General features: G+C 43.7%; 21 protein-coding genes. 12 read left to right on the top strand and 9 right to left on the bottom strand.

Going from position 1 to position 24,202, the window contains the following annotated elements; all coding sequences use genetic code 11:
- Positions 1–125: 125 nt before the first annotated feature.
- From MKY54_RS17855 to MKY54_RS17835, 5 genes are all read right to left on the bottom strand, one after another.
- The gene (locus MKY54_RS17855) at positions 126–944 is read right to left on the bottom strand and encodes an ABC transporter permease (protein ID WP_339187339.1); all 819 of its coding nucleotides are present in this window, start codon (positions 942–944) and stop codon (positions 126–128) included.
- Positions 941–1,951 carry an ABC transporter ATP-binding protein gene (locus tag MKY54_RS17850; protein WP_282579861.1) on the bottom strand — a complete coding sequence of 337 codons (1,011 nt, stop codon included), beginning with the start codon at positions 1,949–1,951 and terminating at the stop codon, positions 941–943. Before MKY54_RS17850 ends, MKY54_RS17855 begins: the two co-directional genes overlap by 4 nt.
- A 30-nt stretch (positions 1,952–1,981) precedes the next feature.
- The gene (locus MKY54_RS17845) at positions 1,982–2,779 is read right to left on the bottom strand and encodes an ABC transporter permease (RefSeq protein ID WP_339187337.1); all 798 of its coding nucleotides are present in this window, start codon (positions 2,777–2,779) and stop codon (positions 1,982–1,984) included.
- Positions 2,780–2,803: 24 nt separating this feature from the next.
- The gene (locus MKY54_RS17840) at positions 2,804–3,841 is read right to left on the bottom strand and encodes a metalloregulator ArsR/SmtB family transcription factor (protein WP_339168210.1); all 1,038 of its coding nucleotides are present in this window, start codon (positions 3,839–3,841) and stop codon (positions 2,804–2,806) included.
- A 503-nt stretch (positions 3,842–4,344) separates the two neighbouring features.
- The gene (locus MKY54_RS17835) at positions 4,345–4,863 is read right to left on the bottom strand and encodes a molybdenum cofactor biosynthesis protein B (protein ID WP_076128304.1); all 519 of its coding nucleotides are present in this window, start codon (positions 4,861–4,863) and stop codon (positions 4,345–4,347) included.
- A 165-nt stretch (positions 4,864–5,028) separates the two neighbouring features.
- Between MKY54_RS17835 and MKY54_RS17830 the strand changes: the two genes are divergently transcribed.
- The 11 genes from MKY54_RS17830 to MKY54_RS17780 all read left to right on the top strand — a co-directional run bounded on the left by MKY54_RS17830 (position 5,029) and on the right by MKY54_RS17780 (position 17,443).
- Entirely contained in the window at positions 5,029–6,048 is a 1,020-nt protein-coding gene (locus MKY54_RS17830) for a GTP-binding protein (protein ID WP_339187335.1), read from the top strand.
- Positions 6,049–6,139: 91 nt separating this feature from the next.
- On the top strand, positions 6,140–6,487 hold the full coding sequence (locus MKY54_RS17825; protein WP_036688030.1) for a four-helix bundle copper-binding protein: 348 nt from the start codon (positions 6,140–6,142) through the stop codon (positions 6,485–6,487).
- Between the two features lie 210 nt (positions 6,488–6,697).
- Positions 6,698–8,248, top strand: a complete 1,551-nt coding sequence (locus MKY54_RS17820) for a response regulator (protein WP_339187333.1) — start codon at positions 6,698–6,700, stop codon at positions 8,246–8,248.
- A gap of 200 nt (positions 8,249–8,448) precedes the next feature.
- Positions 8,449–9,411: an ABC transporter permease subunit gene (locus MKY54_RS17815; RefSeq protein ID WP_076184463.1), complete on the top strand. Its 963-nt coding sequence runs from the start codon at positions 8,449–8,451 to the stop codon at positions 9,409–9,411.
- An 18-nt stretch (positions 9,412–9,429) separates the two neighbouring features.
- Positions 9,430–10,299, top strand: coding sequence for a carbohydrate ABC transporter permease (locus MKY54_RS17810; RefSeq protein ID WP_076128315.1), 870 nt, complete (start codon positions 9,430–9,432; stop codon positions 10,297–10,299).
- A 29-nt stretch (positions 10,300–10,328) separates the two neighbouring features.
- Positions 10,329–12,002 carry an extracellular solute-binding protein gene (locus MKY54_RS17805; protein WP_076128317.1) on the top strand — a complete coding sequence of 558 codons (1,674 nt, stop codon included), beginning with the start codon at positions 10,329–10,331 and terminating at the stop codon, positions 12,000–12,002.
- A 75-nt stretch (positions 12,003–12,077) separates the two neighbouring features.
- Positions 12,078–13,820 (top strand): sensor histidine kinase, encoded by a 1,743-nt coding sequence (locus MKY54_RS17800; protein WP_076128319.1) that lies wholly within the window; start codon positions 12,078–12,080, stop codon positions 13,818–13,820.
- Between the two features lie 3 nt (positions 13,821–13,823).
- Positions 13,824–15,119, top strand: a complete 1,296-nt coding sequence (locus MKY54_RS17795; protein ID WP_076128322.1) for an extracellular solute-binding protein — start codon at positions 13,824–13,826, stop codon at positions 15,117–15,119.
- Positions 15,120–15,261: 142 nt separating this feature from the next.
- Positions 15,262–16,206: an ABC transporter ATP-binding protein gene (locus MKY54_RS17790; RefSeq protein WP_076128324.1), complete on the top strand. Its 945-nt coding sequence runs from the start codon at positions 15,262–15,264 to the stop codon at positions 16,204–16,206.
- A 14-nt stretch (positions 16,207–16,220) separates the two neighbouring features.
- Positions 16,221–16,934, top strand: coding sequence for a hypothetical protein (locus tag MKY54_RS17785; protein WP_076128327.1), 714 nt, complete (start codon positions 16,221–16,223; stop codon positions 16,932–16,934).
- Positions 16,935–16,978: 44 nt separating this feature from the next.
- Positions 16,979–17,443: a hypothetical protein gene (locus tag MKY54_RS17780; protein WP_038571625.1), complete on the top strand. Its 465-nt coding sequence runs from the start codon at positions 16,979–16,981 to the stop codon at positions 17,441–17,443.
- Here the strand turns inward: MKY54_RS17780 and MKY54_RS17775 are convergent.
- From MKY54_RS17775 to MKY54_RS17765, 3 genes are all read right to left on the bottom strand, one after another.
- A complete protein-coding gene (locus tag MKY54_RS17775; RefSeq protein ID WP_076128330.1) occupies positions 17,435–18,673 on the bottom strand; it encodes a winged helix DNA-binding domain-containing protein in 1,239 nt (412 codons plus the stop codon). The genes MKY54_RS17780 and MKY54_RS17775 overlap by 9 nt on opposite strands.
- Positions 18,674–18,781: 108 nt before the next feature.
- On the bottom strand, positions 18,782–20,869 hold the full coding sequence (locus tag MKY54_RS17770) for an ABC transporter ATP-binding protein (protein WP_076128332.1): 2,088 nt from the start codon (positions 20,867–20,869) through the stop codon (positions 18,782–18,784).
- 58 nt (positions 20,870–20,927) lie between these two features.
- The gene (locus tag MKY54_RS17765; protein ID WP_076128334.1) at positions 20,928–22,676 is read right to left on the bottom strand and encodes an ABC transporter transmembrane domain-containing protein; all 1,749 of its coding nucleotides are present in this window, start codon (positions 22,674–22,676) and stop codon (positions 20,928–20,930) included.
- A gap of 493 nt (positions 22,677–23,169) precedes the next feature.
- Between MKY54_RS17765 and MKY54_RS17760 the strand changes: the two genes are divergently transcribed.
- Positions 23,170–23,487, top strand: a complete 318-nt coding sequence (locus MKY54_RS17760; protein ID WP_036688019.1) for a HesB/YadR/YfhF family protein — start codon at positions 23,170–23,172, stop codon at positions 23,485–23,487.
- A gap of 112 nt (positions 23,488–23,599) precedes the next feature.
- Here MKY54_RS17760 and MKY54_RS17755 read toward each other — a convergent pair whose 3' ends face one another.
- Positions 23,600–24,115: a hypothetical protein gene (locus tag MKY54_RS17755; RefSeq protein WP_038571616.1), complete on the bottom strand. Its 516-nt coding sequence runs from the start codon at positions 24,113–24,115 to the stop codon at positions 23,600–23,602.
- Between the last annotated feature and the right edge of the window lie 87 nt (positions 24,116–24,202).

Here is a 24,202-nt window from a genome sequence, read left to right as displayed (position 1 = left end):
AACTCCCAAAATGAACCCTTTTTGAAGGAATAGTGTCACTGGAGTCCGCGAAACTTCTGAAAAAGCTAAAAACCAGCAAATAACGTCTCTTAGGTCCTATGTGTAAAAGACTTGGTCATTTACAGTTAGAATAAAGTCCAGTTTCCTTTTACTCTTGCATGTTGTTCTGCTCTAACCAGAAGATAGCGGGTACAAATGACAAGACAAGCACTACCTACGATTAAAGCGCCGAGAGCCCACCACCAGCTAGTACCGATATTATCGTATAACGCCCCGCGCACAAGAACCAGACTATATGTGAGTGGAAACAGAAGGGATAAACCCGTTGCCCATGCTGGGAATACTGCTGGTGGAATACGAACCCCGCCAAACAGCTCCATTGGTGCTTGAAAGATGTAATAGAGTAGCCCTGAATCCCTTGAGAATAGAGATATCGCACACAGCAAAGCTCCCCATATAACCGCTGATATCATGATAAGTATTAATACAGGTAATAAGGCGCCCCAGTTAACAGTCGTTACGTCCGCAAGAAAAATGAAAGTCAGAATGGAGAAGCAAGCGAACATCCATATTCCGTGAAATAGTGAATATACGGAACGTCCATACAGGAAGGCCATTTTTGACGCTGGCGTTAGGAACACTACCTCAAGTGTGCCCCCTTTGCGTTCTTGTTCGAATAACCATGCGGCTTGCACAACCGTCCAGTATAACTGAAAGACGAGATATCCGCTCAGCAGAAAAAGGGGAATCCGTCCATCTGGTATTACTTTTGAGAGTGCTGATCCTGCTCCGGTTCTAAAGGGCTGCATAGTAAAGTAGGTGGTTAAAAAGGTGAGCGCCGACCAGAGTAGAAGTGAAAAAAACACTGCGCGTCCCTTAACTCTATTTCGATGCTGCTTAGTGATCTCCGCGCTAAGGGTAAACCATAAGCTATGTAAGTTCATGATACCCTTCCTTCCGAAAGGAGGATAATCGCATCCTCCAAAGTAGGTTTTTCGGATGCGAAGCTTTTAATGCTAAGCCCCTGCTCAGTAGTCCATGGCAGCAGCTCTGTAATGATTCTATCAGCCGAAGGTGTTTTTACAGAAATGCGCTGCAGTCCATCATTTTGAAGTTCTAGTTTTTCTGTTGCGCAGACACCCATTAATTCCGCAGGCTGAGTAAATGTTCGTAGATGCTCTAGTAGCTTGGGACGAAGTGATTCATGCCAGCCTGTAACCTCTAAATGAGCAGTTTGCGAGCCTGCAACCTGATGGACAATCCGCTCAGGTTTGTCACAGAGCAGAAGCTCGCCTCGATTCAGTACATAAACTCGGTCACAAAGTTCTTCGACCTCCTGTAAATAATGGCTGGTCAGAAGGATACCCTTTCCACTGTCCAGTGCAAGCTTTCTTATCGTACTGCGAAGCTGCCTGGCAATAGGGGCATCAAGGCCAAGTGTGGGCTCATCTAGAAATAAGTATTGTGGATCGTTGATAAGTCCGCGGGCGATTTGCAGCCGTTGCTTCATCCCTTTAGAATATTGTTCAACAGGTTGGTCAGCAGCTTGGGTCAAACCTACTTCCTCCAGAAGACGTCCTGCTTCTCTAGCGATGTGAGGGCTGTTCATTCCATAGAGTTTACCGAAGTATTGAAGATTCTCTCTACCAGTGAGCCGCCAGTACAACATTCGTTCTCCTCCGGCGATCATATTTACTTTTTGCTGAATGGCCTGTCGATTTTTGTGTAGTGACATTCCATCGACTTCAATACTGCCGGAGGTTGGCTCTAGGAGAGTAGAAAGCATACGTATTGTTGTGGTTTTTCCAGCGCCATTTAGACCGAGAAGACCTACGATTTCCCCTGCAGCGATATCTAAAGATAGTGATTTCACTGCTGTCACTGATCTTTTTTCCGAACGGAACCAGCTCAGTTTATGTTTGCTCTCGTAAATCTTAGTAACTTCATGCATATTAATCAATGGTTTCACCCCTCCAAGGTTTTAGAATCGTTCGAACAACCCGCGCTCTATGCGCCGGTTTGTCCATTGACCAACCGTTATGTATACAACACTAAGCAGTATGATTGGCCATATGTCAGGTAATCGTATTGTTTCTCCAGTTAGCAGCGAGCCTCGAAGGAGTTGTAGCGCATAGGTCAATGGGAAAATCTCACCTATAGCCTGCAAGTAGTCAGGTAAGTATTGCCTTGGAAACTGAAATCCACACAGTAGAGCAGTTAGCGTAAATAGAGTATTTTGCACAATGAAGGTGTCCCTTGTATAAAGCATAATGCTTCCTAGCACCAGCGCCATCGCATAACACGATAGTAAAAATAGCAAAATTCCCATGAAGACAGATAGGAAGTCAACGGAGGGGAGTCGAAGTCCTGCTAAAAGGCCAAAGAAGAGAACTACCAGCAATTCCGCCCCACTTCGATACAACTGCTGGACTGCGTTTCCTAGAAAATAACCGCTCCGGCTTGAAGGGGAGAGCAGCAGTGCCTCAAGTGTACCTTCTCTCCATTCGGTAATAAGTGCCCTGGATACGTTCATCATCATACTAACGGAAAATATACTGAGCATACCTCCAATAATTACATAGGTCAGATAGTCCTCACTGCCACTATAGATAGCAAATTTTGAATCTATATCCCCTTTGATTAGATACACATAAGAAAAATAAGAGATGATGACTAGATAAACTCCATCAATAATGTGCCCGAATGTAAAGGTCCAGGGAAAGGCTCTAAGATTAGATTTTTGGTTTCTTTTTAGGGTTGCGATAGCGATATGCCACATATATACTCACACCTTTCATTAACCTCATTGTTCAAGGTACTGCCTTTGCAGGATGAGCAGATTATCAAAGACTTCTTTGTTCACTGAATAAAATAAATAATTCCCTTTTCGCTGTGATTGGGTAAATCCTGCTTCACTTAGTTGTTTTAGTTGTTTAGAGACCGCAGCTTCAGAAATACCCAATATTGGCGCAAGCTGCTTGGTACAATGCGGCCCTTTCCACAGCAGTTTCAGAATTCGCATCCGCGTATCATCACTTAAAGCTTTGAGTTGGCGCAACAGGTCACTCGGCGGTCCCCCACTAAAGGCAAGACCGGGAACATCCACCGTGAGAGGCAAAAATAAAGTGTCTTCGAACCAGCCAACAAGCAGATGCGGAAATATGAATGTAGAAGGAAAAACGTACACTTGTCCAAGCTGGTCATAAGGAAAGTAATACGTTACAGCCTTTTGTACTGTCAGAGTCCCGTTCTCTGAGAGGAGGCGTGGGTGGAGCGTATTTAGTGCCTTTTCCGGGGAACGACTGGCTAAGTCTTGAAACTGAGCGGCTGAGATGTTCATAAATGGTTCAATATAGTCCCATTCCTGCCCGAAATAATCATGTTCGTATGTAATTAATGTTGAGATTAATAGCTTGCGAACACTAGCCAGATTGTTTATCAGGTACTTCACGTTTCCACTCAACTTCATCAGCGAACGCTTGCTTTCAGATTCATTCAGCCATTCGACTATGGTACTTAGTGCAATTTCTTGATTCATAAATAGATACACTAGCTCTGCATCCGGAAGTTTTTTGAGTAGGGTGATTCCTTGATTGCAAGAAATAGGGACACCCATACGGTCCGGTAAATCTAGCAGAGCGATCCAACGTTCTGACAACTGCCCAAGTGTGTGGATGTTCTCCTGTAGAGCAAGAGGCATTCTTTTCTTGAGCTCCAGAGCCCATTGTAATCTTGTTGGATGGTGTTCTGGTTGATGGAAGACATGCAGACTGCATAATAACTCATGAAAAGGACTGACGACCGTTTTGATCTTTCGATTTAAAGTTTGGAGTGAGCTCATCTCTTTCCTTTCCGATTAACTGTTTGGTTAATCAAAAACCACTTTCGCGTAAAGTGTTCAAAATTATAGGGGGAATGGTCAAGATTGTCAAATCTTTTATGCAGAAAAAAGCGAGAGCACATCCCCATGCGTTGGACATGGATGTTCCTCTCACTTATAGGATTCTTTTAATAGAGTTATGAAGTAGAGTTTTATCTTCTGCCTCTAGGCATCATAGAGTTATCGCACATGATATCTTTAACAGAATAGGTGTAGCAATGGCGAGGAACTGGGACACAGTGATGGCGTCTAACGATTTCTACCGGGTGAATAACATTCACAACTTGAGGGTGGTAATAATCTTGATAAACCACCTTAGGTGGGTCGGTGACAGTTTGGGCCGGACATTTTGGACATTCTTCTGACATTTCCTTCAGCTCCTTTGTGTGTGAACTTACCGTATTATACGCACAGAACAAAGGTATGCTTGGTTATTTGTCTAGTTTATAAAAAAATGGGTGGGATTATTGTTTGTATATCTCTCGCATTACATGACGAAGCTCCGGGATAATTAGCCGTTCCATAGCCAATTTAACGGCTCCAGTGGAGCCGGGCATAGAAAAAATAGCTGTGTTGCCAATCGTACCTGCAATTGCTCGACTAAGGATTGCCGCCGAACCTATATCCTCTGTGTAGCTTAACATTCGAAAAATCTCACCGAAGCCCGGCAGCGTTTTATCCAGCAAGGATGAAACAGCTTCGTAGGTGGTATCACGGGGAGAAATTCCTGTTCCACCCGTGAGCAGTACGGCTTCAACTCCAGTGTGATCAGCGTTTTTATAGAGTAGTTCACGAATGTCTTGATAGTTGTCTTTGATAATGGTACGGCCTATAACTTCATATCCGGCAGCCTCAAGCATGGATTGGATTAAAGCTCCACCGGTATCGGTTTCGGTAGTTCTGGTGTCGGAGACGGTAATGATATAGCAGGATACGGATTGTGGTGCTTCCTTCCGATGTTCTTCAACGGATGACAATGAGATCAGCTCCTAAATTAGAGATGTTCTCATGATAGGGTATGGAGGAAGCAAAGACAAGTTTCGTTATCCAGCGCTAATCTTTTGAGGTTATAGGGATGCCGCTTGCGTGCTTTGGCATCATGTAGTAAACTCGCTACCATACCCGTAATTTGCAAGGAGCGATGAATCATGGAACAGGTTGTACCTGTGTATATATTGTCAGGATTTCTGGGAAGCGGCAAAACTACCCTGCTGCAGCGCCTGCTGGAACATTGGAAAGATCAGGGCTTACGCCCGGCAGTAGTGATGAATGAGCTGGGTGAAGTGAATCTGGATGGGCTGCTGGTTGAGCAAACCGTTCCTATGGCAGAGCTGCTCGGCGGCTGTATCTGCTGTTCTATCCGAGGAGATCTCAGTACAGAGCTAACTACTCTTATCAAGAAGGAATCACCGGATGTTGTTGTTATTGAGGCCACAGGTGCGGCGAACCCGCTGGAAATTGTAGATGGCGTAACCGAAACTTCACTGTATCAAAAAGTAGAGCTGAAAAGCTTGATCACTGTCGTTGACGCCGCGCATTTGCTCGAATTGTACCGTGCGCAGCAAGGCGCAACCTATCGACTGATGCAGGAGCAAATTCGCTGCGCCTCTGTTTTGATTCTGAATAAAACTGACCGTGTCTCAGCAGATGAAGCAGAAGAGATCATAACCGTTCTGCGAAAATGGAATTCTTATGCACCGATTATGCCAGCGGAGCGTTGTGAGATCGACACAGAGGAGCTCCTGCGTAGCGCAGGTGGAGTTCTTACGGATTCACAGCTTGAAGAGGGCGACAGTGAAAGCCATGTGCATGAGGAAGCTCTGCAATCTTCAGGAGGCACCCATGCTTCCCACGATCACGTGATGGCATACACACATTACTTCAAACGACCTGTCAACAGCGAGACCTTTGAACAGTTCGTCAAGGAGCTTCCGCGGGATGTTTATAGGGCTAAAGGCATTGTGACCTTTAATGACACCTCCAGTCGTTTTCTTTTTCAATATGCTTACCGTGAAGCTGATTTTATGAAAATCACACCTCAAGGCGAAGTGCCAGACGTAGCTGTATTTATCGGGGAACATTTCTCATCCAGTGAGTTACGCACGAAGCTGCTGGAGATGGAAGGACGTATTTTAGTTCGGCCTGGAACGATCAAAAGAAGCCTGTAATCCGTTCTGCTTCAGAAGAAGCTGTGGTTCATTCCTAATCTTGTAGGTTAATAGTAAGGCATACCATTAAAAATGCAGGAGGTTGAAGGCTATGACCCGAATTCAATATCAGGAGTGCATTGACGCTTGTCTCGAAAGTATGAATGCCTGTAACTACAGCTATGTCTCAAGCCTAAAAGAATATGATCTTGCATCTCTTCGTGAGAGCATGCGACTCGATCGTGAATGTGCGGATATTTGTTCTTATGCCATTCAAGCAATGACCCGTCAAAGTCCGTTTGTATCTGGAATTCTAAAACTATGTGCAGAAATATGTGAAGCATGCGCGGATGAGAGCAGCAAGCATATACATAATCACTGCCAAGAATGTATTAATGCCTGCCGTAAAGCTGCAGAGGCATGCCGTTTGATTAGCGATGCTGTTGAGGTATATGCGTAAATCGTATAACTTAACTCTCATATATGAACTAATAGCCAGACTGTTGCTGTAGAGATATAGCAATAGTCTGGTTTTTTATATCCAGGTCTGTTTGATTCATGCTATTGGTAGAAAAAAAGGAAACAAGCATGTAGAATGCTAAATACATACAGATTTAACCTTTTACATATTATTGATAGCGCTTACAAAAAAGATTGGAGGAGCAGTATCATGCAAAAGGTCCTTTTAGTTGATGATGAATTTATTATCCTGGATGGCATCTCATCGGTAATGAACTGGGAAGCATTGGGCACAGAACTTATTGGAACCGCGCAAAATGGCTTGGAGGCATTAGAATTAATCAAGCAAGCTATACCTGATATTATTATTACCGATATTCGTATGCCGGGAATGGACGGGCTGGAGCTGGTGGCGACGGTTACAGCGCTTCATCCTGAGACCTCTTTTATTATGCTGACAGGCTTCTCAGAATTCGATTATGCTAAGATGGCGATGCAGTATGGGGTTAAACATTATTTACTGAAGCCGTGCAGCGAAGAGAGCCTGAATGAAGCGCTAAGCGAGGTAGTTCAGAAGCGAGAGGAACGGCAGTACGAGGAGAACTTTATCCTATCGATAAAATATGGACTGGAACGTGTACTTCCACATGCCAAAGAACAATTCCTGAAGGAGCTTGTGACGAACAAGACCTATGGTGTGGAGGAATGGAAATATTTTGGTGAGCTGTTTGGACTGAATTTTCAGAGTCAACGTGTTAGGCTACTGCTGGTAGAGATTGAAGGAGAACATGAATATGAGCATTTGTTCGCGGTCAGTAATATTGCGGGAGATATTTTTCAACATCATATTTTAAGCTCCACCGTAGGGCGGCGTGTTCTGTTATTAATGGAAGATGACCTGTCTGAAGCTGCTTTATTTGAGAAAATAGACAGCATCCGCGCTACCTTTATGAAATATTATCATATTGATCTGACGGCCGCATTAAGTGAACCTGGAGAGCTGACGCAAGTAAGGCGTTTATTCACGCAGACGATTGAATGTCTTAGCCATAGATTTTATCTGGGGGAAGGGAGCTTAATTACAGAAAAAGATATCAGCATTCCAGAGGATGAGGAAGGTCTAGAGCTGCAACTGGATCTCGAACACCTCGTTATGCTCATTAAAGCGGGGCACTGGGCAGATGCTGAATGCGAGCTGCTGTCACTTTTGCATCAACTTCTGAATTTTAGATATGACATTGCCAAGACCAAATCCTATCTGATCCAGATCTTCATGGAGATTATACGTTTGAGTGATCAAAACAAGATGCAAACATATATTGATAAGCTGCCCCGAATGATGGAGACTAGCACGCTCCAGTCTTTTCAGCAGTTTGTAATGAGTATTGCAGAAGAGATTACCCTTGATCGTTATAGCCGCAATCGCAGTAAGCAATCGCAAATGGTGGCAGAGGTAAAGCGTATCGTGGATAGGCGTTATTGTGAAGAGACATTAACTTTGCAGACTGTTGCACAGGAGATTTATATGAATCCTGATTATGTTAGTAAGATGTTCAAGAAAGAAACGGGGGAAAAGTTTACGAATTATGTTATGAAATGCCGGATGCAAAAAGCGCTCGAAATCATCGAAGGATGTGCACATTTTACGATTGGACCTCTAGCTGAAGAAGTCGGTTTTGGAGATAATGTATCCTACTTTAGCAAAGCCTTCAAGAAATTCACGGGTTTTTCTCCTTCCGAATATAAAAAAACGGCTCCATAATTGTTTCATTTAAAGATAGCCCATATACCCTACGTACTTGATCGATAAGTACTGTGGGGTATTTTTGTGTGCGAGGACAAAGAGGGTTCCACGGTTTTGAACAAATAATTACCGGATATGAACATGGGGAAAGGACAGCTTTACCTGTAAAGTTATGTGCATAAGGAAGCTAGTCATATTACATACGGGGAGGCCAACCAATGGAGCTTAAGCATCAGCTGCTGACCAAGAAGTCCGGTATGAAACCCGGCAAATGGTCTTATGTGAAAAAAGAACTGCAGCGGAATAAATATGTGTATATCATGTTAATTCCCGTGGTGCTCTTTTATCTGATTTTCAGCTATGGGCCGATGTACGGTCTGCTAATGGCTTTTCAGAAATCCTATAGTCCTATAAAAGGGATTATGGCGGGGCAGTGGATCGGGTTTGATAATTTTAAAATGTTTTTTGAAAGCTACTACTTTTGGCGGATTATTAAGAACACACTGATTCTTAGCTTTTACAGTATTATTTTCGGATTTCCGGCACCCATTATATTGGCTTTACTGTTAAATGAGGTCCGGAATAAGTGGTTCAAAAGCACGATTCAAACCGTTAGCTATATGCCGCATTTCATTTCAGTCGTGGTTGTTGTCGGTATGTTAAAAACATTCTCAGCACTTGATGGCGGGTTGTTTAACGTAGTTCGTAGCTTTTTTGATCTACAGCCTGTGATGTTTCTGGCAGAGAAGGATATGTTCCGGCCACTTTATATTCTCTCCAACATCTGGCAAGGTGCGGGCTGGGCTTCCATCATCTTTTTGGCGGCGCTTAGCGGAATTGATCCCCAATTATATGAGGCTGCCAAAATAGATGGCGCAGGTCGCTGGAAACAGCTTCTGAACATTACCCTGCCGGGAATTATGCCTACTGTCGTCGTTATGCTGATTCTGCGTCTGGGCGCGGTTATGAATTCCGATTTTCAAAAAATATTACTGATGCAGACCGCTCCAACCTATGAAACCTCGGATGTTATCTCAACCTTTGTATACCGTTCTGGGGTGCTGGAAGGCAATTATACGTATTCCACAGCCATTGGATTAATTAACGGGGTTATAAATTTCTCACTGCTTTTGCTTGCCAACTCTATTAGTAAAAAAGTGAACTCCACCAGTCTTTGGTGAGGAACAGGAGGTGAACCTATGCGACGTTCGGCAGGTGAACGTATCTTTGACTGTATTAATGTGTTGCTGTTGTTAGGCATCATGGCTGTATCGATTTATCCGCTCCTGTATGTGCTGAATTCCTCTGTGAGTGATCCGAACGAACTGCTGCGTTCCAGGTCATTAATGCTGCTGCCTGAAGGCTTTCAGCTCGAAGCTTACAAAGCGGTATTTCAAAATTCGAAAATCTATAGTGGATATTTAAATACACTTTTTTATGTAACTGTTGGGACAATCGTTAATTTATTGATGACATCAATCGCAGCGTATTCCTTGTCCAGATCAGATCTTTTCGGTAGAAAAACACTGATGAAGTTAATCACATTCACGATGTTTTTTGGCGGAGGGATGATCCCGACTTTTCTGCTCATTCAGAACCTCGGGATGGTCGATACCCGCTGGGCGATGATTATACCTGGAGCGATTAGTACTTTTTATTTTTTGATAATGAAAACTAGCTTTGAGGGAATACCGATCAGCTTGATCGAGTCGGCGAAGCTTGACGGAGCTAATGATATCTTGATTTTATTCCGAATTGTACTGCCACTGTCCAAATCTATTCTCGCGGTTATGACTCTTTATTATGCGGTTGACCATTGGAATGATTATGTAGCCCCGATGCTGTATTTGCGCAGTCAGGATCTCTATCCGATTCAAATTGTAATGCGGGATATTCTGATTAGCAGCAGTACAGAGTCAATGGGAGCTGGGGTAGATACAGGCTTCGCTATCGGTGAGAACATCAAATACGCCACTATCATAATCTCAACGTTACCAATCATGCTGGTGTATCCGTTTATCCAGAAATATTTTGTTCAAGGCGCTTTAATCGGTGCCGTGAAACAATAAATAACATTTATTTATGGAGGCGATTTTGGGTGAAAAGAAAAATAGGGGCCATGATGTTAAGTTCCGTCCTTCTTTCTACAATGCTGGCTGGCTGTTCAGGCAATAATGATGGAACTAGTGCGGGTAATAAGGCGGGAGATCATAAGGGGAATACTACCGCAACTAATACGCCGGTGGAGAAGCTGACAGAAATTCCACTGCCAATTACAAAAGACGGAATGACGATTAATTACTGGCGTGCCAATGATGGTAAGCTTACCGCTTCTTTGGAGAGTTTTGGTGATATGGCCAGCTATAAAAAGAAAGAAGAGTTGACTGGCATCAAAGTGAAGTTTACGCACCCACCACTTGGACAGCAGAAGGATCAGTTCAACCTGTTGATTTCTACGAAAGAGCTTCCAGATGTCATTTATTATAATTGGGCGGATGCGGTTGGTGGGCCGGAGAAATTAATTGAGGATGGCCGAATTATCCGTTTAAATGAGCTGATAGAACAATATGCACCGAATCTTCGCAAAATCATTGAATCCGACCCGGATGTAAAAAAACAAATCACACTGGATGATGGAACGATCTATATGTTCCCTCTTCTGAAGCTGGATGCGCTGAAGCTGAATGCCACTTCAGGGTTGATTATGCGCAAGGATTGGCTCGATAAGCTGGGACTGAAGCCGCCGACCAACATTGAGGAATGGCATACTGTTTTGAAAGCGTTTAAAGAAAAAGATCCTAATGGCAACGGGAAGGCCGATGAGCTGCCGTTCACTGGAAACTGGGGTCCTGGTGACCTGACGAAGCTGCACGATTTCTCACCAGGGTTTGGGGTAATCGGCGGTTTTCAGATGAATGGGGATAAGGTCGAATACGGGCCGATTCAGCCAGGTTATTCAAGCTTCTTGGAAACGATGGCCACATGGTATAAGGAAGGGCTTATTGATCCGGAAATTATGACCAACGATGGCAAAGCCTTTGATTATAAAGTGACGAATAATTTAGCCGGTTCTTATGGCGGTGGTGTCTTTAGCGGTATGGGTAAATTCTTCAACCTGATGCGCGATACCGATCCGAACTTTAATCTTACAGGTGTACCTTGGCCGGTTTCTCCTAGCGGAACAGCTTATGCTACTTTTAATATGAACAATAAAGTATTGACGTATGGTGAAGCAATCACTACCGGAGCGGATAAGGATAAACTGAAGGATATTGTCCAATGGATGGATTTCAATTACAGCCCACAAGGACATGAATTGTTCAACTTCGGAATTGAAGGTGAGAGCTATGTGAAGGAAGGAGAAGGAATAAAATTCACAGATGTCATTACCAACAATTCTAAAGGTTTGACTTACGATCAAGCGTTAGCCTCATATGCGCTTTCGATTATGGATGGACCCATCAATCAGGATAGCCGTTATTTGGATGCTTTATTGTTCGATGAGGGGCAACGAGAGGCTAATGCTTCTTGGATGAAGGCTAGCTCTGATTTGACGCTTCCTCCGTTTCGTTTGAGCGTTGACGAAGCCAGCAAAAGCACTTCCATTATGAGTCAGGTCAACACGTATCTGAATGAAACGATGACAGCAATCATTAATGGCCAGAAACCAATCTCAGAATTTGAAAAAATGGTGGATACGATCAAAGGAATGGGCATTGAAGAAGCTATAAAAATCCATCAGGCTGCGTATGACCGTTACATGGCTAAATAAGCGGATTAAGAAGACTATCCGGGTTATCCATAATGTGGTATACAAGTTATATTACAGTGACAAAGGAGAGCCCGGATGAAAGTTTATCGGAATTTGAGTATTAAAATGAAGGTGTTCCTGATGATTGTTCTGATACTGATTCTGATTATATCCATGGCGTTCGGTTCTTTATATTATGCCTACTCTATTTATGACAAGCAGCTTTATGACAAGTCGTATCGGCTGCTTAATTTGTCTTCGACTACGATTGATATGGAGCTTAAAAAGCTGGAATCCATGACTTTGACGATGATTGCTGATCGGCAAATTCAAGAAGGCCTTAAGGAATTGCGCAAAGATGATTCCGATTTTACTGGATATGTTACACGGCAGATGATTGCTGATCGGTTATGGACGCATATCAGTATGGACGAACGTTACATTCAGTCTGTACATTTGATCGATTCCCAAGGGAAGGTCAGCAGATACGGAGAGACGATTCTGTTCACAGAGGAGAAATCGGCACGAATGACCCGAGAGGCAGAAGCGGGGAATGGTGCTGTACGTTGGTTGTATCCTGACGATTCAGATCCGATGCTGGTCATGGTCCGAGAAGTGAGAGCTTATGATCCAATGACGCTAGATAAGCTGGGCACGCTCTATTTACGCATTAATATAGGGAGGTTAGCCCAAGATTACGCTGGTGTGGCCGCAGAAGACAGCGATATTATTTTGAAAGCAGGTCAGGAACTGGTTTATCCTTATCGGAAAGTGGCGGACGGTGTAACAGCGGTTTTACAGCCTTTAAAATCAGGGGCTGGATACGAAATCAAAGAGATGAATGGAGAAGTTGCCTTTGTATCACAGAAGCAATCTTCCTACTCTGGATGGACTTACTACAACTATGTTTCTTATAATGATATTTTTGAAAAAACCATTTGGCTGAAGAATACAATGATCATTGTATTTGGAATTGCGATTGTGATTATAATTGCGCTAGGGATGAGCTTTGCCCGTAATCTGACACAACCGATTCGCTCGCTGATCAGTCAAATGAAAGAGGTTCAATATGGAGATCTGGACAGTATGGATACTAAGCTGATGGCTCCTCCACTTCAGCAAATGGATGAGGTGGGGTTATTACAACGGACATTTCGTCAGATGATAACACAGATTAACACATTGATCAAAGAGAACTATGCCAACCAGCTGATTATAAAAGAGACAGAATTTAAGGCTTTGCAAGCGCAGATTAATCCTCATTTCCTCTATAACTCACTGGATTCGATCCACTGGTTAGCTAAAAAAAGTGAACATGCACAGATTTCGAGCATGGTTGTCTCGCTTGCTTTTCTTCTTCGGTCATCGATCAGCTTGAAACAAAATGTAATCACAGTCGCGCAAGAGCTAGAAATTGTGAAGCATTATATCACTATTCAGAATTACCGGTTTCAGAAACGTTTGGATTTTCATATGGAGATTCCAGAGGTCTTTAATACTGTCTCTATTCCAAAGCTAACCCTGCAACCGCTGTTGGAGAATGCTATTCAATATGGTGTTGAGACGATGATTGAACCTTGTCAAATTCTATTATATGCTGAACCATTTGATGGCAAGCTAGCGATTGTAGTTGAGGATCGTGGGCCCGGAATGGAAGCAGATTTCCTCAAACGATTACTAAATGGGGAAGTAGAGACTAGAGGCACAGGTATTGGCTTGCTTAACATCCGTGACCGGGTCAGACTTGCCTTCGGTGAGGAATATGGCATTTATGTTGAGAGTACGGTTGGGTTTGGAACAAAAGTCAGTGTTCTTTTGCCGTTCCCGCAGGAGGTGTAGGTGATGCGCAGATTCATACTTAGCTTGGCACTGCTATGCATGATTACAACTCTCGGAAGCTGCGGGCAACAAACGGACCTTCCACCAGAGAATGCAGTAGAAAAAATTAACCTCCGGATTGCCTGGTGGGGAAGTGACTTCCGGAATAACGCTACAATTCAGGTTATCCAAATGTATGAACAACAGAATCCTCTGGTGAAAATTGAATATGATTACAGCGCCTTTAATGAGTATTGGAAAAAGCTTGCACCTAGTGCAGCAGGCAATGTTCTTCCAGACATTATCCAAATGGATATCTCTTACCTTTCGCAATATGGAACTTTGAATTTATTGCAAGACTTGTCACCTTATATTAAGAGCGGACTTATAGATACGAGCAGCATCAGCGACAACAATCTTGCCGGAGGTAAACTAGGCGAGCAGCTATATGGTTTTAATCTAGGGATTAATGCTTTGTACAGTGTGTATGATCCAGAAGTTTTTAAGGAGCAGGGAATTGAGCCTCCAGGGACGGATTGGAGCTGGGAGGATTTTGAGCAGATCGGCGTTACTTTAAAGGAACAGGGGAAAGGAATTTATCTGGGAACTTATCTGACGCCAGAACAGTTTTTTGCTTATTATTTACGGCAGAATGGAGCGTCATTGTTCTCGGAAGATGGAATAACCCTTGGCTATAGCGATGATCGCTTGTTTGTAGAGTATTTCGGACGTATGCAGCGTCTGATGCAGGAAAAACTGATTTTCGAACCTGATATCTGGACGTTAGATGTTAACAAACCGGATCAAGACCCTTTTTACAAAGGGGAAGCATTGCTGGGTTGGGGATATTCTAATCAGTTTATTAGCACTGTTCAGCGTTACGGAAAACCGCTGGCTTTAGCCACCATGCCAGGCCCGCACAATGATCGCGGCTTATTCTTGAAACCAGGGATGTTTTTTTCGATTTCAAAAAGCTCTAAGCAAAAGGAGGAAGCAGCAAAATTCATTAATTTCTTTGTCAATAATCTGGAAGCTAATAAAGTGCTTAAGGGAGAACGTGGCGTCCCGGTGTCCTCAGCTATTAAAGAGCAGATGAAGCCATTTCTAGAGCCAGAGCTTGCACAGGTTTTTGAATATATTGACTGGGTGGAGCAGAATAGCAGTCCGATGGATCCACCGGATCCGGTGGGTGCTTCAGAAGTAACTAGCGTATTACGTCAATTATATGATCTGCTTATGTTTAGCAAAATCACTCCTGAAAAAGCTGCCGAACAGTTCCGCCTTCAAGCCGATGAGATTTTATCTCAGAATATAAAATAAACAAAAAAAGGGGAGAAATACTGGATTGAAAGTAAATTTTAGAAAGGGCTGCTATGGCAGTTCTTTCTTTTTTTTGATTCCTAGAAGAGGAAATTCGTAGGGAACCGGAGAATTAACAGTAGATATGAAGGGAGAATGTTAAGTGGCGAACTTAGTAGATCGTAACTTTGCCGGCGGTAGTATAGGTGTTGCTACTTCCCTAATTGAATTAGAGCAGATCAGTAAACAGTATGGACGCCGACCCGTATTGGAGGATGTATCGTTCACTATTGAAAAGGGAACTGTAACTGCTCTGATCGGACGAAACGGATCCGGCAAAAGTACCCTGTTGTCAATCTTAGCTGGACTTGTCCACATTTCCTCAGGAAAGCTGAGTTGTAAGGATCCAAATCTGAGAATTGGTTATGCACCTGAGATGTTTCCAGGGTTGAAGCTGACCCCAGAACAGTACTTACGAAGTATGGGTCAGATTAGCGGCCTTGCGCCAGTCCTGATCGAACAGGAGCTAACAACGTTATTTCAACTTTTTAAACTGGAGCACTTTCGCAAGCAGTCGATGCTAAATTTCTCCAAAGGAATGCTGCAAAAAATTAATTTGATTCAAAGCTTGTTGGGAAGTCCCTCGTTGCTGCTTCTTGATGAACCTATGTCGGGCCTTGATCTCCCCTCAATGAATAAGTTAGCTGATCTTCTCATCGTTTTGAGAAATAAGGGGACTGCTATAGTCTTCTCTGTACATGAACCCCAATGGATTGAATTGCTTGCGGATCAGGTTCATGTGATACATGAAGGGAAAATTGTAAAGTCAATTCAGGGGTCAGAGAAGCTAAACATAAAACCCTCTACATACATACTATTGTCTAATCTGTCGATTCAGAAACTGCAGCAATTGAAGGAAATGGCAGGTTTCATTTCAATAAATACGTTTAAGGATAGTTGTAACATAGAACGTACGGCGTTGACAGTAACAAGTTCAGAATCAGATACTTTTTTGCGGGTTATCTTGGAGTCGGGTGGTTCAATACAATCGGTAGAACCTCGCGGAGGATCGCATGACTTAGAAAAATGGATGAATCCTAGGAGTTGAACAGGGGGTCTTACGTGTATCCGTTTATCGTTTACATGCTGCGAAGTTATACTCGATCTCAGCGTTATTTCGGCCCGTTAGCAGGGATTGTGATTGCAGTCTTGATATTGTATTCTTATAAGCCCAATCCAGTTATGAATAGCTATGCCGCTACAGCAGTAATGCTCTTTATAAGCTGCGCTTGGATGAGTCTTAGTTTTTTGAATCATGAGCACGCTGTTCATCGGCAGATTGCAGTTGTTCACATGCGAAGTGCGGCTAAACATAGTGCAGGTGGTATCTTAACGCTTGCATTTCTAACGCTGCTGCTAGATCTATTGATTGTCCTTTATCCTTGGGTAACGGGTCATTTTGCAGAATCACCCGGGGGATATCGGTTAATTCTCGCGCTCATAGGACATGGATTATTGGGTATGCTTGGTGTGGCTATTGCCCTATTCTTTCAATCTTCTTGGGTTCAAAAAGGCAGTCATGCGACAGGTATGTTGTTAGCTATCGTTATACTATCACTGGGCGGAGCACAAATCAGCGAAAGTTTGCCTGGTATATTTCATTTTTTGATCTGGTTGTTGCCGCCAGTAACTCCTGTAATGGAGGCCATGATGAAAGCTGATACATTGTCATTAGCGGAGTTGTTAGGTTCCTTTGCACAAGCATTAGTATATATAACACTGCTTATCGGTTTTTATTTGTACAGATCAAGACAGAGGGATTACAACAAAACATAACTTGTATAGATAAAAGGAACAAGGATACAGAAGTGGGGGAAAAGATGAAGGATACATATGTACCTGAGAGTGAACAATCAAAAGAGTTATTCGCCTATTTTGGACTGGCAGTTTATTATGGACAGGCCCTCGAGCAGCAGCTTACCAACTTGCTATTGCTTACTAAGCTATCACAAGGAAAAACGCCAACAGAAGCAGATCTGACAGACCTTTATCAGCGAAAACTCAGCAATTCACTCGGCCAACTCATCAAAGAAATCCAACATCATTTTCCTTTCTCGGAGCAAGAAACCGCTCAGTTGGAGGAAGTGTGGAAACAACGTAATTACATCGTTCATGATTACTTTAAAGAGCGTATACAGGAAACCTTTACGCCTGCCGGAAGGGCTAAAATGATTCGGGAGCTGAAACGTTTTAAAAATAAAGCAAGTAGACTTGAAGTTAAACTGCAAGGCTACTGCACAGAAATGTTCACGAAACTTGGATTAGAGGAGGAAAACTTATTGTAATAATCCTTCTAATCCGCAAGCTGTTACAACCTCTGGTCTAAAATGAACCGAAGAAGCTCTAACACAGCGAGAGAGTGCAGTTAAAGCTTCGCCTAATGCCGGAATCATCTCCGGTGTTAGGCTTTCTCCAGGTTCCCACCACCAATTGTTAATATTCAATGTTTGGCTCTTCTTATCCATCACCGGTTCAAATCTGCCAACAAAACGATCATTATATAATATAGGCAGTACATAGTACCCATATTCTCGTTCTATTGCCGGCTTATAGACCTCCCAGCGGTAATGAAATCCGAATAATTGCCGAACCAGCTCACGTTCCCACAACAAATTATCCAGCGGAGCCAATACGGCCGCAAATGAATCACGTGGTTGAAGCCCAATCTCTTCAGATTCTTGCAGCATCACAGACTCCAAGGTTGGAGCATCTATACTGCGGATATAAAGCGGAACCTTAATCCCCTCGACCAAAACTTCTCTGAGACTATCCTTCTCCAGCAATCTCTGAATCGCCGCCGCACGCTCTTTGCTCTTCAGTCCGGATATGCCCAGCCATCCGTCTCCAGATTTATTCCATAACAAGCCGATACTTCCTATTCTACGTAACACATACCAATCATGAAATTGTTCTTCCGTGACATTTGGATCGGCTGAATTCAGCAGCTCTGAGGGTAACAAACGTTCAGCGAAATCATAATATCGCCGGGTATGTACACGATGGTGGACAACAATCTCTCCCCAAAAGTACATGCTTTCCATTGCAGCTCGTGATAATCTTGTCGGAGCCCAAGCCCAATCTACTTTTTCCTTTCCGTCTAAATCCAGAGAGGAGAGGGGACCACGCTTCTGAAGCTCTTCACGAACCTGTGCTACAGCGACCATTACAGGCTCATTAGCCTGATGATGGGAGGCAGCAGCAGTTCTTCTCCGCTTAAAATAAGGCCAATCCTCGGAACAAAAAATAGACATGTTCTTGTCCCAGCCATCAACGAGCAGCCTGTCTTTATACAGAAGCTCTTGGACTAGTTCTGGTGTGAATCCCGGTATCCTTGCCTGGAGGACCAGCTCATGATTATGGCCAGCGATATTAAGGGGGTCATATTGGATGCAGCCTACGTGACGAACATAGTCATAAATACTAAGTTTTCCAGAAGGGATAGCTCCAGCAGTTAACTTTTGATGAGATAGCAGAAAAAGCCTGGCTTGTTTCTTAGTCAAATTATAAGTAAGCATCGTTTGCTCCTCCAAGGTTATGTATTAATTTCCATAATACAGAACATCTGTTCTAAGATCAAGCAGGAAAAAACCCTGAATCACAATGAAGTGACTCAGGGTTTTAAATTACATTTTTTCAAGAGAGGGTTGCAAGTTTCCGAGTGCTGGACGGTTGCTTGCGCCAGCGTTATCGCCAGAGCTGTTAGCAGCAGCACCTACTTGCAGCTGGTACATACGGAAGTATCTTCCGCCAAGCGCCATCAGTTCATCGTGGCTGCCGCGTTCTACGATCTCTCCGTGATGCAGGACTAGAATCTGATCTGCACTGCGAATCGTGGATAAGCGGTGAGCGATGATGAAAGTGGTGCGTCCTTTTTTGAGAACTTCAAGCGCATCCTGAATGACGCTTTCCGTTTCTGTATCGATGTTGGAGGTAGCTTCATCTAGAATGAGAATAGCTGGGTCAAAGGAGAGGGCTCTCGCAAAAGAAATCAATTGCCGCTGACCCGCAGATAAAGTACTTCCTTTTTCGATGACAGGTTCATCAAATCCTTGTGGAAGATGAGCGAGTAACTTATCCGCACCAACCTCACGCAAAGCACGTTCTACCCGTTCACGGGAAATTCGTTCATCCCCTAGGCTGACGTTCGAAGCAATGGTGCCCGTGAAGAGGTACGGATCCTGCAGCACGATGCCCATGTGATTCCGCAGCCACTGCTTCGGAATATCCGTAACCTTTTGACCGTCAATCGTAATATCGCCTTTTTGTGGATCATAGAACCGGAACAGCAGATTGATGATTGAGCTTTTGCCGGAACCCGTATGACCTACAAGAGCGACAGTTTCACCCGGGCGTGCTTCAAAGGAGATATCGCGCAGGACGTAGTCTTTTTTATAAGCAAAAGATACATTCTTAAATTCCACTTTCCCTTTGTAGCGTGGCATGGAGCCGTCCGTAACATTCTCTCCAGGTTCATCCATAAGCGTAAACACACGTCCTGCAGATACCATAGAAGTATCCAGGTTCGCCAACTGGTTCACCATACCTGTGATAGGCTGGAACAAACGTCCGAGCACATCGACAAAGGCATACAGAACGCCTAAGGATACAAAGGTTGAACCAGTAATACTGCCATGTCCGAAATACCAAAGCACCATCACAAAAGAGAGACTGCGAAGTGAGTTCACCAGATTGTGGGACGTGAAAGCATTCAGATTTAACATTTTATTCTGATATTTCAAGTAATCATCGTTCAGGTTCTCAAATTCTGCACTAAGCTGCTTCTGACGGCGGAATATCCGGACGATTGACATCCCCTGAATCGATTCATTAATAATGGCGTTAATTTCACTTAGACGTGAGCGAATGATCGTATTGTATTTGGTCGCAATTTTGCGATAGAGCACGATCCACAGCACAAGAATAGGTACAATGAACAAGCTGATCAGACCCAGACGGACATCAAGTAAGAACAGAGCGATATACACGCCAGTTATATTGATAATACCGGTGCTGAAATTGGAGAGGACCGCAATGAATAGATCCTTAATCGCCTCGGTATCATTTGTAACCCGCGACACTACCTTACCAGCAGGCAAATTGTCAAAAAAATGAACGGGTAGTCGCTGGATATGCGCGTATACATCTGTCCGCAGCTTCCGGATTACCTGATTCGCCGAAGATTGCAGCCAGTAGGTTTTTCCGAATTCAGCAAAGATGGAGATTACAAGAAAAATAGCATACATTCCGACCAACTGATAGATCCCAGGAAGCTCGGGTTTGTAAAAGCCGAACAGCTCATCGGCCGACAACTTAACCGCCGGATAGATAACTTCGTTATCACCACGGGTGATATGCATCTCTCCATCGATGAACTTTCGTTCACCGTCAGGCTGTGTTACAGCTTCGTTAATAAAATAGAAACTTCTCCCTGCTTGAAGAACACGAATTTCTTGGCCTTTAGTTTCACCGGGCTCAAAGCGATCGCCGCGTTTGTATAAACTATTGTTATATTCAGCCGCCTTATCGGGAGACGTGGTGCTGAAATAGGGCTTCTCGATGGCCAGCATGTGATTGTCGATCATGCTTTTGGCTATAAATGGACCTGCCAGCTCTGCCGCTACCCCGATTGAAAGCAGCAGAAGGGCTGCGATAAAGGTTTTCTTTGCGGTCAATGCATATTCCAGCAGGCGTTTGCCTGTACTTTGTGTCAACCGTGACACCTCCTAAAATGTTTTGCGTAGTCGTAGCTCGTTTATTTATGGTTGTAGTTTAATCATTTGACAAGTTATTTTCGACTTGCTGCCGATCATATTGCTCACGGTACCAGCCATTCAAATCCAATAGTTCCTGATGTGTACCTCGCTCAACAATTTGTCCGTTATCCAGTACAACAATCATGTCGGCATGTTGGACGGCAGAGAGACGGTGAGTAGAGATTAATGTGGTTTTTCCGGCACGTTCATTCCGGATGTTGTCGATAATCTGAGCTTCCGTACGAGCGTCAACGGCTGATAAGGCATCGTCCAGAATAAGAATATCAGGATTAGCGATAAAAGCTCTGGACAGAGAGACACGTTGCTTTTGTCCACCGGAGAGAGATACACCACGTTCACCCACTAGAGTATCCAGACCATCGGACAATGTGCCCAGGTCGTTCTGGAAGGCGGCAGCTGTAATGGCTTGCATAATCTTATCATCATCGGCGTTGTCTAAACCAAACTGAATGTTTTGCCGAACGGATTTGGAGAAAAGGATTTGCTCTTGTGGAACATAACCCATCCAGCTATGCAGCTGATCCAGGGAAATCTGTTGAATAGGCACGCCAGAGATAAGGATTTCTCCATTACCTGTCGGATATTCGCGGAGCAATTGTTTGAGCAGTGTAGATTTCCCGCTTCCTGTACGCCCGACTACACCTAATGTCTGCCCTTGGTTCAGGGTTAGGTTGACATGGGTTAGATTGTCTATCGTCGAAGAAGGATAACGGAAAGTCACATCGTTAAGCTCGATTCGAGTAGGGTGGGGAACTTGTACGGGATGGGCAGCATTTTGAACATCGGGTTTGGAGTTTAACGTCTCGTCGATACGTTCGAGGGAAGCTCCACCACGCTGCATAATGTTGATCAATTCTCCAATAGCGAACATCGGCCATACAATCATACCGAGGTACATATTAAAGGAGACTAGATCACCCAGTGTGATCTGATTGCGGAATACAAGGTAAATCCCATAAGTAAGACCAATAATGTAGCTGAGTCCGACGCAGAAGCGGATGGTTGGTTCGAAGAAAGCATCGACACGAGCTACGGCCATATTTTTGTTGTAAACATCTTCAGTAATATCCGAGAAACGTTTTTCATCAAGACGCTCTTGGACATAAGCACGGATTACGCGCACACCAGAGACAGATTCGAGCACTTGGTCATTCATATCTCCGAATGCATCCTGCGCTAAGCTGTACCGATCATGAATAGCTTTACCATAAAAAATCATAGCTATTGCAATTAGGGGTAATGGTAATACTGCTGCAAGGGTCAATTTCCAACTCACGAGAAAGCCCATCGCAAACAGCACAACCGTGAGGTAGATTGTAGAATCCACCAGTGTAAGCATCCCGAATCCTACGGTAGCTGAGACGGCTCTGATATCATTGGTTGCCCGGGCCATGAGGTCACCAGTTCTATTTTTTTCGAAGAACGAAGGTGTCATAGTCATAAGATGATTCATAAATCGGGAGCGCAGCAGGCGCTCAACAAGGTTGGAACCTCCGAAAAGTTTGTGCATCCATATGTAGGTAATCCAATAAATAACTAGCAGCAAAATAAAGATCATGCCGATATATTTGGCAAGCGATGCTGTAGTAATCGAACCGCGTACTATGTCGTCAATGGCATTGCCTAGCAGACGTGGAGGGAGTAATTCAAGAACGCCCACACCTATGAGTAATATGAGTCCAATCAGGTAACGCCTTTTTTCTCGGCGAAAAAACCAGCCGAGATCGCGAAGAACAGAGAACAAGTAAATCCCTTCCTTTCAGGTTGTAATGATTGCTTGTGATGCTGATAAAAGCGCAAGTGATTATCTCTTCAGCAAACAAAAAAGGCATATCATCCGAAAACGGACGATATGCCTGTAATTTACAGCTATCATGCGCACGGTGCGTTACAGCACCAAGCATGTGAGAGACCTTCAAGAACTAAAGTTATACGGTCCATAAGACTCGCAAAAACTTCAGGATGGCTTAATCACTTGGGCTGCTTCGGTATTCGGTTGAGTAAAAATTCCAACAATAGTAAAATAATATGGCTGTAACTTCGTAAACACCGCGCTCACCCCTTTCATTAATTTGGTAATAACTAGAAGACGTTTAGTTATGTTCAGAGTTTATCATCCGGTTCGCGAATTTGTCAAACTTAATTTTAAATGGATTGGGAAATCATTAATTGCATAAAGTTGTTTGAATATCGACTTATTTTCGTTATGATTAGAATATACAAAGGAGCTGAGAGAAATGAACATGGAAATTAGTCAAGCAGCGGCAGCTTGGTTTAAGAGAGAATTGGACCTTAAGAATGGAGACTATATTCGTTTATTTCCCCGTTATAGCTCGGGAGGTGGACTTCACCCCGGTTTTTCGCTGGGCATTGCTACAGAAGCACCTGGGCGTCCAGCTATTCAGGTCAAACAGGATGATATTGTGTTCTATATGGAGGAGCAGGACTTATGGTATATGGAAGGTTATGACCTATCTATCGTATACTCTGAGTCAGAGGATGACATTGAATATAAGTACGAACCAAAGCCGGTATCCGGCGAAGTGCAGGTATAGTTGTCTTAATGATTGTTTATTTTAATCAGGAAAAGCCCTTGCCAAAAGGCAGGGGCTTTTCAAATGCTGTCTTTAAAATGAGGGTATTCCAGTTGGAAATACATAGGTGTTATCAGTGCAAATTGCGAGAGGTTTCTTCCTCCAGAGCGAAGTCGAAGTCGTCAATATCGTACACCTGAACTGGAACTCCACCCTCGATGATCCGTTGAATCAATTCAAATTGATCCGTTAGGATAGGTACTTTCTCACGTTGTGAGGACAGCAGAAGCTCTGTTTCGATGGGATCGAACATCTCACCGTAGACAGCGGTATCCATACTGTTAATGATGGTGATTTTGGATTGCCCGCCAAGGAGAATACCTGAGCTTTTCGCCCAAGGCACAGCTAAACAGCGGTTGATCTTCTTCGCGTTGAGCGGTTCTTCAAAATAAGCAATGAGCTCACTTATCTTCAACTTAACATGCTTGTCGTCGTCCGGACGGTTCATCAACGGATCATCGCTGTCTCGCAGTTCGTATAGTTCCATCACGGTAGTATAAGGCACTATATATTCTACAGGGCTGCTCGATACGAGAAGCTGGCCGTAAATCGCCATCATGACGGCTTCCGTCACAAATTGTCTAGACATCGTTATCCTCCTGAAGTTCGGTACTGCAATTGTACTTATGATCTAAAATTATAAAAACACTGTAGAGAGCAAAAGTCAACTGTACTT

Source organism: Paenibacillus sp. FSL P2-0121, from assembly GCF_037975345.1.
Lineage (GTDB): Bacteria > Bacillota > Bacilli > Paenibacillales > Paenibacillaceae > Paenibacillus_AQ > Paenibacillus_AQ odorifer.
The sequence above is the reverse complement of the archived record's forward strand: the minus strand, read 5'-3'. Positions and strand labels throughout refer to the sequence as shown.

What these genes read in the sequence shown, in the direction of transcription:
- MKY54_RS17795 (WP_076128322.1), top strand. Translation starts at nt 13,824, where the DNA reads ATGCGCAGATTCATACTTAGCTTGGCACTGCTATGCATGATTACAACT.
- MKY54_RS17760 (WP_036688019.1), top strand. Translation starts at nt 23,170, where the DNA reads ATGAACATGGAAATTAGTCAAGCAGCGGCAGCTTGGTTTAAGAGAGAA.
- MKY54_RS17800 (WP_076128319.1), top strand. Translation starts at nt 12,078, where the DNA reads ATGAAAGTTTATCGGAATTTGAGTATTAAAATGAAGGTGTTCCTGATG.
- MKY54_RS17830 (WP_339187335.1), top strand. Translation starts at nt 5,029, where the DNA reads ATGGAACAGGTTGTACCTGTGTATATATTGTCAGGATTTCTGGGAAGC.
- MKY54_RS17845 (WP_339187337.1), bottom strand. Translation starts at nt 2,779, where the DNA reads ATGTGGCATATCGCTATCGCAACCCTAAAAAGAAACCAAAAATCTAAT.
- MKY54_RS17850 (WP_282579861.1), bottom strand. Translation starts at nt 1,951, where the DNA reads ATGCATGAAGTTACTAAGATTTACGAGAGCAAACATAAACTGAGCTGG.
- MKY54_RS17815 (WP_076184463.1), top strand. Translation starts at nt 8,449, where the DNA reads ATGGAGCTTAAGCATCAGCTGCTGACCAAGAAGTCCGGTATGAAACCC.
- MKY54_RS17840 (WP_339168210.1), bottom strand. Translation starts at nt 3,841, where the DNA reads ATGAGCTCACTCCAAACTTTAAATCGAAAGATCAAAACGGTCGTCAGT.
- MKY54_RS17780 (WP_038571625.1), top strand. Translation starts at nt 16,979, where the DNA reads ATGAAGGATACATATGTACCTGAGAGTGAACAATCAAAAGAGTTATTC.
- MKY54_RS17820 (WP_339187333.1), top strand. Translation starts at nt 6,698, where the DNA reads ATGCAAAAGGTCCTTTTAGTTGATGATGAATTTATTATCCTGGATGGC.
- MKY54_RS17755 (WP_038571616.1), bottom strand. Translation starts at nt 24,115, where the DNA reads ATGTCTAGACAATTTGTGACGGAAGCCGTCATGATGGCGATTTACGGC.
- MKY54_RS17775 (WP_076128330.1), bottom strand. Translation starts at nt 18,673, where the DNA reads ATGCTTACTTATAATTTGACTAAGAAACAAGCCAGGCTTTTTCTGCTA.
- MKY54_RS17810 (WP_076128315.1), top strand. Translation starts at nt 9,430, where the DNA reads ATGCGACGTTCGGCAGGTGAACGTATCTTTGACTGTATTAATGTGTTG.
- MKY54_RS17855 (WP_339187339.1), bottom strand. Translation starts at nt 944, where the DNA reads ATGAACTTACATAGCTTATGGTTTACCCTTAGCGCGGAGATCACTAAG.
- MKY54_RS17825 (WP_036688030.1), top strand. Translation starts at nt 6,140, where the DNA reads ATGACCCGAATTCAATATCAGGAGTGCATTGACGCTTGTCTCGAAAGT.